A 9,110-nucleotide genomic window follows, 5' to 3' on the forward strand; every position below is an offset into this window, starting at 1 on the left:
ACGGGCGGCATTCGAAGGAAGAGCCGATGCGACTGCGCCCCGACACGCTGGCGATGACCGCCGTCCTCGCCATGCTGACGGCGCTCGGCCCGCTCTCGACCGATTTCTATCTGCCCTCGCTGCCCGAGATCGCGCGGGTGATGGGCACGGATTTCGCCGGCGCGCAGGCGACGCTTTCGGCCTTCCTGTTCGGCTATGCCGCCGGCCAGATCATCTGGGGTCCGCTCTCGGACCGGCTCGGCCGCCGGCCGGTGCTGATGATCGGCCTTGGCCTGTTCATCGCGACCACGCTCGCCTGCGCCTTCGCGCCTTCGATCGAGGCGCTGATCGGCGCCCGCTTCGCCCAGGCGCTCGGCGCCTCCGGGCCGATCGTGCTCGGCCGAGCCATGGTCCGCGATCTCTATGAGGGGCCGCGCGCCGGCCGCGAGCTCGCCCGCATGGGCATGATCATGGGGCTGGTGCCGGCGATCGCGCCGGTGCTCGGCGGCCTGTTGCAGAACGCCTTCGGCTGGCGCTCGACCTTCCTGGCCTCGCTCGTCTTCGCGCTCGCCATGCTCGCGATCATCGCGACGATCATGCCGGAGACGTTGCGCCAGCGCTCTCCGGATGGCCTGTCCCTGCCGGGGATCCTGCGCGGCTATCGGCTGCTGCTGCGCAACCGCGCCTACCGCGTCTATGTCGCCCTGACCTCGCTCGCCTATGCCGGCCTCTTCGCCTTCATCTCCGGCTCGTCCTTCGTGCTGATGGGGGTCTACGGGCTGTCGGCGCCAGCCTATGGCCTGTCCTTCGGCTGCGCGGTGCTCGGCTTCATCCTGGGGACGATCATCGCGCAGCGCCTGGTCGGTCGCCGTGGCCTCGACGGCGTCATTGCACTCGGCGTCGTCTGCCTCGCGGCTGGCGGGCTGACCATGCTGGCGGGTGTCGCCACCGGCTTCGGCGGCCCGATTGGCGTGGTCGCACCAATGGCGCTCTATGCCTGCGGCGTCGGCCTGACCATGCCGCAGGCGCAGGCCTCGGCGATGATGCCGTTCCCGGACCGGGCCGGTGCGGCCTCGTCTCTGACGGGGCTGTGCCAGATGCTGCTCGCGGCTTGCGTCGGCCTGCTCGTCGGCCATCTGCTCAAGGGCGGTGCGCTGCCGATGCCGATCGTGATGTCGGTGATCGGCGTGGCGACGCTCGTCCTCTTCCACGCCAGCAGGGCAATTCGCGCCGGCAAGACCTGACGGCTCCGCTCAGTTACCCATCCGGTCGCGCCATTGCCGCTCGCCCTGCATGCAGGAGACGCGCGGCGCCTTGGCTTGCGCCTTCTGGATCAGGGCCTCCGGCCCGCCCGGCAGCTCGGCGATCTCACGCACCAGCTTGGTGCGGGTCGCATCGACGAACTGATGGCGCTCGCGGATCGGGATGACGAAGGCGCCGACGCCGGTGACGACGCAGTCCTCGTAGTAGACGTCGAGATTGTCGATGTCGAAATAGCTCGCCTGTTTCAGCATCACCGGCAGACCGTTGATGGAGATGCCCTTGTCGCGTGCGGCATCGCGTGCGGCCGTTACCGGGCGCCCGTCATTGTTGGCGCCGTCGCCGGAGATGTCGATGACGCGGCGCATCGGCGTGACGTTGCTCGCCTCGAGCAGGGAGACGGCGAGGTCGATTGCGCCTGAGATCGAGGTACGCCGGCCGCGCCGGGTCGGCGCCTCGCCGAGTTCCTCGGCGAAGGCGATCGCCGATTGCGGGGTCTCGATGATCGTCCAGGGCCTGACGATGTGCTGGAAGTCGCCGCCCGCCCATTCGAAATAGGTGACGGCGATCTTGCCGATCGCGCCCTTGGCGATGGCCTCGTGCAGCAGCTTGGAGCGGAAGGCCTCGATATAGCCGTTGCGCTGCAAGGCGAGCTCGTCGAGATCCATCGAATAGGAGACGTCGACAGCCAGGACGAGGGCGACGTCGACCTCCTCCGGGGGGGCAGTCGCCTGCTGTGCATCGGGCGCCGAGGCGGGCCACAGCCCGGCAGCCGCGAGACTCAAGAGACCGAACAGCCAGGGCCGCATCGAAACCTCCGTCATCTGTCGTCGAAGCGTGACGCCGAAAGGAGACGGGTTTCGGGCGAAGGCAGGCTTCAAACGAATGTCATTGAAGTCTGCGCTTGGTTTCGATTCGCGCAAAGCACGAAAACGCGAGTGCAAGCCGGAAAAATGGGCATCGGCCTGCACAAGCCGGTACCCTGAAGGGGTTATCCGCGCCGGCGATCCTCGACGATGGCGAGCGCCGCCTGGAAGGCCTCCTCGACGCCGAGCGCCGAGGTGTCGAGTTGCACCGCATCCTCCGCCGCCTTCAGCGGCGCGTCGCCGCGGCCTGAATCCCTGGCGTCGCGGCGACGGATATCGGCGAGGATGCCGTCCAGTGTTGCCGCCTCGCCCCGCCCCGCCAGTTCCTTGTGCCGGCGCGCGGCGCGGACTTCGGGAGTCGCAGTGACGAAGAGTTTCACCGTTGCGTCCGGGCAGATCACCGTGCCGATGTCGCGCCCGTCGAGCACGGCCCCGGTCCCGGCCGCGGCGAAGCGGCGCTGCCGATCGATCAGGGCCCGCCGGACTGCGGGAATCGCCGCCACCACCGAGGCGGCCTCGCCGATCTCGCGGCCGCGCAGCCGCGCTTCATCAATGGCGGTATCGTCGAAGCTCGCCGCGCTTGCGGCGGCGGCCTCGGCGTCGTCGAGTGATTCGTCGGCATCGAGCATGGTGCGGGCGACCATGCGGTAGAGCAGGCCGGTGTCGAGATAGGGCAGGCCGTAATGGGCGGCGAGCCGGCGCGCCAGCGTGCCCTTGCCGGAGGCCGCCGGCCCGTCGACGGCGATCACCAGCCGGTTTGCCCTCTGGCTCGGGGAGGCTGTCGGCTGGGTTGCGGGCACGGATCTCGTCTTTCGTCAGCGCTCAAGTCGAGGCAAACTTCTAATGCACCGGGTGCGCTGATGCGAAGCGGTTTTGCAGCTGGCGTCGCAGGCTTGCGCCATGGCTAAATCAGTATTTGACAGCGGCGCTTTGCCCGACTAACGGACGCCCCTGCTTTTTACGAACCCCGTACGAACTTGAAGGTCCGACGCCGTGGCGAAACCGGAACTTGGTACCAAGCGCGTTTGCCCGGTCACGGGCCGCAAATTCTACGATCTCGACAAGGATCCGATCGTCTCGCCCTATACCGGCCAGTCCTATCCGCGCTCGCTGTTCGAGCCGCAGGCCAAGGCTGCCGCCCCCGCGCCCAAGCCGGCGGATGACGAGGATGAGACGGAGGCCGCCGAAGGCGCGGTCGAGCTCGTCTCGCTGGACGACGCCGATGCCGAGGCTGCCGAGAAGGAGCCAGTGGTCACCAGCGACGACGACATCGAGATCGAGGATGATGGCGTCGCCAGCGATGACGACGACACCTTCCTGGAAGAGGACGAGGAAGGCGACGACGACGTGTCCGACCTGATCGATGGCGACATCGAGGGTGACGAGGACGCTTGAGCCGCGTCAAAATCGCGCTCCCGAAAAAAGCGCGACAAGAACGTGACATCAGTGCTTGTGTCTTGGCGCAAGCTTGCCTATAGAGCGCTTCGCCGCTGCGGCGGCGGGCGCGGACAGGCTCCAAGGAGCCTTCGGACCGCGACGATTTTCCGGCCTTTCCCCAAGAAGGTCGGCAGAGTGGGGCCATAGCTCAGTTGGGAGAGCGCTTGAATGGCATTCAAGAGGTCGGCGGTTCGATTCCGCCTGGCTCCACCAAATCCTCCCAGGTTGTTGATCTCCCAGTATCGTTCGATTGCAGCGCGTTGGCGCGCGGGGCAGGCGCATGTCGCATATGCCGCATGCCAACCTGAGCGATGCGGCATCCTGCGGCAACGTGGCAGCAGCCGGCGAGCCGTAGGCGATCGGGCGTTGGAAGTCCGCCCCTTGCTCCCGGCCGTCGCCTCAGGGCCTCATTGCAAAGAGCCCGGCATCGTCGATCAGCGCTCCCTGAAGGCTTTGGCGATCTGATCCTTGAGGGGTTTGACGATGTATTCGAGCGGGGTGCGATCCTCGGTCCGCACGAATACCTCGGCCTGCATGCCGGCGGTGATGCGGTTCTGGCCGAGGCGGGCGATCTCGCTGGCAGGAAGCGAGACGCGGATGGTGTAGAAGATCGCACCCGTCTGCTGGTCGCGGCTGGTGTCGGCGGAGATGCGTGAGACCTGTCCCGAGAGTTCGGGCGTGGTGCGCTGGTTGAAGGCGTGAATCTTGACCCGGGCCTCCCGGCCGAGCGCGATCTGGTCGATATTGGGCGGGTTGATCCGCGCCTCGACCTGCAGGGCGTCTTCCGTCGGCACGATCAGCATGGCCGGTTCGGCCGGGCTGATCACGCCGCCGACCGTGTGGACGGCGAGCTGATGGACGAAGCCCGGGCTGGGGCTGCGGATCTCGATCCGCTTCATCTGGTCCTCGGCGGCGATGCGGCGCTCGACCAGCTCGGCGCTGCGCGCTTGAATCTCGCGCAGCTCCTTCATCACCTCCTCGCGCAGGGCGGCGTCGATCTGGATGATCTGCAGCCGCGTCTCGGCGATCTTGCCTTCGGCCTGGGCCAGGCCGGCGATGAGTTGGCCTCTCTGGCCCTCCAGGCTGGCAGCCTCGCGCTCGAGCGCGGTCCGGCGGTTGAGCGCGACAAGGTTCCTGGCATAGAGCCAGCGGATGGCCTTGAGCTCCTCCTCGATCAGCACAGCCTGATTGTCGCGCGCCTTCTGCTGAGCCTTCAGGCCAGTGATCTCGTCACCGAGTTGGGCGATTCGCGCGGAAAGCTGCGCCTTCTGGCCGTCGCGGGCAGCACGTCTTGCTTCGAACAGGCTCTCCTCCGCGCCGATCAGCTCGGCGATCTCCGGCTCGTGCCGCCGGGCGGTGAGTTCGGCGACGAAGGCGATCGCGTTCTTGCCCGAGCGCTCGGCCTCGACCCGGCCGCGCCGGGCGGAGAGCTCGTCGAGCTGCTTCACCACGACCTGGAGATTGGCGCGGGTGACAGTGTCGTCGAGGCGGATCACCACCTGATCCTGCTCGACCCGCTCACCCTCGCGGACCTTGAGCTCGCCGACGATGCCGCCGGTGGCGTGCTGGACCTTCTTGACGTTGCCGTCGACGACGAACTGGCCGGTGGCGATGACCGCGCCGGACAGGGTCGTCGCCACCGCCCAGACCCCGATCGTCCCTGCGAACAGGGCAAGGCCGACGCAGCCGGCAAGTGCGAGCCTCCGCAGCGAGCGCCCGAAGCCGTGCGGTTCCTGAGAAGCCGCCTCGCTCATGACGCCACTGCCGGCTGGCGCTGCGCCATTGGCAGCCTGCCTTGCTTCAGCACCTTCTGCAGGACCTCCTCCTTCGGGCCGAAGGCCTGGATGCGGCCCTCCGCCATGATCGCGACCTGGTCGACGCCGGCGATCGCGGTCTGCCGGTGGGTCACGATAATGACGATGCCGCCGCGCTCGCGGACCCCGCGGATCGCCCGGGTCAGCGCCTCGTCGCCATCATGGTCGAGATTGGAGTTGGGCTCGTCGAGCACAACGAGGAAAGGCTCGCCATAGAGCGCCCGCGCCAGGCCGATGCGCTGGCGCTGGCCGCCGGACAGGGCCGCTCCGGCCTCGCCGATGCGGGTACCGTAGCCCTGCTCGAGGTGCAGGATCAGGTCGTGGGCGCCGGCGGCTTGCGCGGCCGCGACGATCGCCTCGTCCCCGGCATCCGGATCGAAACGGGCGATGTTCTGCGCCACCGTCCCTTCGAACAGCTCGATGTCCTGCGGGAGATAACCGATATGGCGACCGAGCTCGCCCGGCTCCCATTGGCCGAGCGCGGCGCCGTCGAGCCGGACCTCGCCCTTGAGCGGGCGCCAGACCCCGACCAGCGCCCGAACCAGCGTCGACTTGCCCGAGGCGCTCGGCCCGATGATGCCGAGGCCCTGGCCGGCCTTGAGGGCGAGCGAGGCGCCCTGCAGGATAGGCGCCTGCCTGCCGGGTGCGGCCACGATCAGCCCGTCTGCGGTGAGTTCACGGTGCGGCGCCGGCAGGCTGGTGCGTTCGGCATCCGCAAAGGCCGGTGAGTCCAGCACCTGGCGCAGTCGCTTCAGGCCCTGGCGCGCGGAGACGAAGCCCTTCCAATGGGCGACGGCGATCTCGATCGGCGCCAGTGCCCGCGAGGCCATGATCGAGGCGGCGATCATCGCTCCGCCCGAGATCTCGCCCAGCATGGCAAGATAGGCACCCAGGCCCAGCACTGCCGATTGCAGCACCATGCGAAACACCTTGGCGAAGGCGCCGATGCCGCTGGTTGCGTCCGAGCCGGCGAGCCAGTCGCGGACATGGCGTTCATTGAGCTCGCGCCATTTGCGCTGGAAGGTGGGCGCCATGCCCATCGCTGCCAGCGCCTCGGCATTGCGCCGGCTCGCCTCGGCGATTGCTTGACGGGCCGAGCCGCTTGCGAATTGCGCCTTGGTCGCCTCGCGGCTCCTGATCTCGGCCAGGACGGTCAGGAGGACGATGACGAGACCCCCGGTGAGGACCAGCCAACCGAGCCAGGGATGTAAGGCAAAGGCGCCGACGAGGAAGAGCGGCAGCCAGGGCATGTCGAGCAGTGCCGTCGGGCCCAGCGACGACAGGAAGCCCCGGACCTGGTCGAGATCGCGGATCGGCTGCAGCGCCTGCTCGGCGCGAAAACCGAGCAGGGGCAGTTTCTGGGCCGCGGCGAAGGCGGCGGGCGAGACCTGCTCGTCGAAGCGCGCGCCGATGCGGGCGAGCAGCCTGACGCGGATGCCGTCGAGGAAGCCTTGCAGCGCGTAGGCGGCGAGCAGCAGCAGCGACAGGCCGATCAGCGTCTGGATGCTGCGCGAGCTCAGCACCCGGTCGAAGACTTGCAGCATGTAGAGCGAGCCGGACAGCATCAACAGGTTGATGATGCCGGAGAAGATGCCGACGACCGTAAACGGGCCGCGGCACGACGCCAGTGCCGACGAGACGGCCTGGGTCGGACCGGAAGGCGAAACGGGACGGCTCAACGCAGGAACTCACGCATAAGGGGAAGTCAGGCTAGCGGGATTCAAGCCCGCTAGCCATCGGTTGATCAGCCTCAGACGAACTGGAAATCGTCGACATGGAGGTTGGTCTTGGTGACGTTCTTCAGGGTGATCGTGTTGTTGGCGTCATAGGTGATCACTGTATCGGCGCCCACCTGGGTCGCCGCCGCCAGCACCGCCGACAGATCGGCGAACACCGCATCGTCGATCTGGATCACGTCGGCCGTGCCTGAGCCGGCGACGAAGTCCGTGATCGTGTCCTTGCCGAAGCCGGAGGCGAAGACGAAGACGTCGCTTTCGGTCCCGCCGGTCAGCGTGTCGTTGCCCGCTCCGCCAATCAATGTATCGGAACCTGCATAGCCGACGAGGGTATCGCTGCCGGCACCGCCGGTGATGACGTTGACGTCGTTGTTGCCATAGCCGGAGAAGTTGCTGCTGCCGGTATAGGTCAGGTTCTCGACATTGGCCGAGAGGGTATGGCTGGAGAAGCTGGTGCGGACCTCGTCGGTGCCCTCTCCGGCGAGCTCTGTCACACTGCCATTCAGATCGTTGAAGATATAAACGTCGTTGCCGGCCCCGCCCTTGAAGAGCGTGATGCCGCTGGCCGTGGCGCCCGCAGCGCTGGTGACGAAGGTGTCGGAGAAGGCCGAACCGACCAGGACCTCGAAGCCGCTCAGCACGTCGCCTGCCGCATGGCCGCCAGTATGCACGCCCGTCACGAAGTTCATCGAGATGGCCGTGCTGTTGGCATAGGTGACGGTGTCGACGTCGCCCGCCGCGTTCGCAAAGCCGTCCAGGATATCGGCCCCGGCCCCGCCCTCGATCAGGTCGGAGCCCAGACTGCCGTTGAGACGATTATCCCCGGCATCGCCGATCAGTATGTCGCCAAAGTTCGAGCCTGTAATGATCTCAATGCTGTCGTAGACATCGCCCTGGGCTTCACCGGTATGGACCCCGGTCGCCAGGTTCACGGTCACCCCGGTGGCAGCGTTGACATAGTAGGCCGTATCCGTGCCGCTTCCGCCGATCAGGAGGTCGGCTCCGGTGCCGCCTTGCAGCAGATCATTGCCGTCGCCGCCGATCAGCGTGTCGTTGCCGCCATTGCCGCTCAGGCTGTCGTTGCCAGTGCCACCGGTGATGATGTTGTTGTCGGCATTGCCACCGCCGCTGAAGTTGCCGGTGCCGGTATAGGTCAGGTTCTCAACATTGGCCGAGAGGATGTAGTTGACGCTGGTGCGGACCTCGTCGGTGCCCTCTCCGGCGAGCTCGGTCACGCTGCCATTGAGGTCGTTGAAGATGTAGAGGTCGTTGCCGGCTCCACCGCGATAGGAGGTGATCTCGGTACCGGCATTGGCCACGAAGGTGTCGCCGAAGGCCGAGCCGGCGATGATCTCGAACTCGGTCAGCACGTCGCCGGCCGCGTCACCGCCGGTGTGCACACCCGTCACGAAGTTCATCGAGACCGCGGCACTGCTCCCGGCATAGCTCACTGTGTCGAACTGGCCCGGATTATCGGCCCAGCCGTCGAGGGTGTCGGCGCCGGCGCCGCCCTCGATGACGTCGCTGCCGCCATAGCCCTTGATGATGTTGTCGCCGGCATCGCCAGTCAGCGTGTCGTTGTACAGCGAGCCCTCGATGATCTCGATGCTGTTGTAGACGTCACCTTGCGCCTCGCCGCCATGGACGCCGGTCTTCAGGTTCACCACCACCGCGCTCGCGGCGTTGAGATATCTGGCCGCGTCGATGCCGTCGCCGCCATTGAGGATATCGGCGCCAAGGCCCCCGTCCAGCGTGTCGTTGCCGCTGCCGCCATTGAGCGTGTCGACACCCTCCATGCCGCGCAGGCTGTCATTGCCGGCGCCGCCGGTGATGATGTTGTTGTCGACACTGCCGGTACCGCCGAAGCTGCCGGTGCCGGTATAGGTCAGGATCTCGACATTGGCCGAGAGCGTGTAGTTCGCGACGCTGGTGCGGACCTCGTCGGTGCCCTCTCCGGCGAGCTCGGTCACGCTGCCATTGAGGTCGTTGAAGATGTAGAGGTCGTTGCCGGCTCCACA

The 9,110-nt window shown here is 67.1% G+C and carries 7 protein-coding genes and 1 tRNA gene; 3 read left to right on the forward strand and 5 right to left on the reverse strand.

Annotated features, from left to right (window positions below):
• Nucleotides 1–26: 26 nt before the first annotated feature.
• Nucleotides 27–1,223 carry a multidrug effflux MFS transporter gene (locus tag ACWIGM_RS27180; protein WP_454029097.1) on the forward strand — a complete coding sequence of 399 codons (1,197 nt, stop codon included), beginning with the start codon at nt 27–29 and terminating at the stop codon, nt 1,221–1,223.
• A gap of 9 nt (nt 1,224–1,232) precedes the next feature.
• On the opposite strand, the gene ACWIGM_RS27185 is transcribed toward ACWIGM_RS27180, so the two are convergent.
• Both ACWIGM_RS27185 and cmk read right to left on the reverse strand, forming a co-directional pair.
• Nucleotides 1,233–2,048, reverse strand: a complete 816-nt coding sequence (locus tag ACWIGM_RS27185) for a DUF1194 domain-containing protein (protein ID WP_454029098.1) — start codon at nt 2,046–2,048, stop codon at nt 1,233–1,235.
• Between the two features lie 182 nt (nt 2,049–2,230).
• Complete coding sequence (cmk, locus tag ACWIGM_RS27190) at nt 2,231–2,857, reverse strand: (d)CMP kinase (RefSeq protein ID WP_454029410.1); 627 nt, start codon at nt 2,855–2,857, stop codon at nt 2,231–2,233.
• 241 nt (nt 2,858–3,098) lie between these two features.
• Between cmk and ACWIGM_RS27195 the strand changes: the two genes are divergently transcribed.
• Together ACWIGM_RS27195 and ACWIGM_RS27200 are read left to right on the forward strand one after the other, a co-directional pair.
• Nucleotides 3,099–3,500, forward strand: coding sequence for a TIGR02300 family protein (locus ACWIGM_RS27195; protein ID WP_454029099.1), 402 nt, complete (start codon nt 3,099–3,101; stop codon nt 3,498–3,500).
• Between the two features lie 179 nt (nt 3,501–3,679).
• Nucleotides 3,680–3,755, forward strand: a tRNA-Ala gene (locus tag ACWIGM_RS27200).
• 221 nt (nt 3,756–3,976) lie between these two features.
• On the opposite strand, the gene ACWIGM_RS27205 is transcribed toward ACWIGM_RS27200, so the two are convergent.
• The 3 genes from ACWIGM_RS27205 to ACWIGM_RS27215 all read right to left on the reverse strand — a co-directional run.
• Complete coding sequence (locus tag ACWIGM_RS27205; protein ID WP_454029100.1) at nt 3,977–5,296, reverse strand: HlyD family type I secretion periplasmic adaptor subunit; 1,320 nt, start codon at nt 5,294–5,296, stop codon at nt 3,977–3,979.
• Nucleotides 5,293–7,035 carry a type I secretion system permease/ATPase gene (locus tag ACWIGM_RS27210; RefSeq protein WP_454029101.1) on the reverse strand — a complete coding sequence of 581 codons (1,743 nt, stop codon included), beginning with the start codon at nt 7,033–7,035 and terminating at the stop codon, nt 5,293–5,295. Before ACWIGM_RS27210 ends, ACWIGM_RS27205 begins: the two co-directional genes overlap by 4 nt.
• Before the next feature lie 71 nt (nt 7,036–7,106).
• Nucleotides 7,107–9,110: beta strand repeat-containing protein (locus ACWIGM_RS27215; protein ID WP_454029102.1), on the reverse strand; the 2,004-nt coding region annotated here is incomplete at its 5' end.

The sequence above is a fragment of the Allobosea sp. NPDC055332 genome (assembly GCF_053645455.1).

What these genes read in the sequence shown, in the direction of transcription:
- ACWIGM_RS27180 (WP_454029097.1), top strand. Translation starts at nt 27, where the DNA reads ATGCGACTGCGCCCCGACACGCTGGCGATGACCGCCGTCCTCGCCATG.
- ACWIGM_RS27185 (WP_454029098.1), bottom strand. Translation starts at nt 2,048, where the DNA reads ATGCGGCCCTGGCTGTTCGGTCTCTTGAGTCTCGCGGCTGCCGGGCTG.
- ACWIGM_RS27205 (WP_454029100.1), bottom strand. Translation starts at nt 5,296, where the DNA reads ATGAGCGAGGCGGCTTCTCAGGAACCGCACGGCTTCGGGCGCTCGCTG.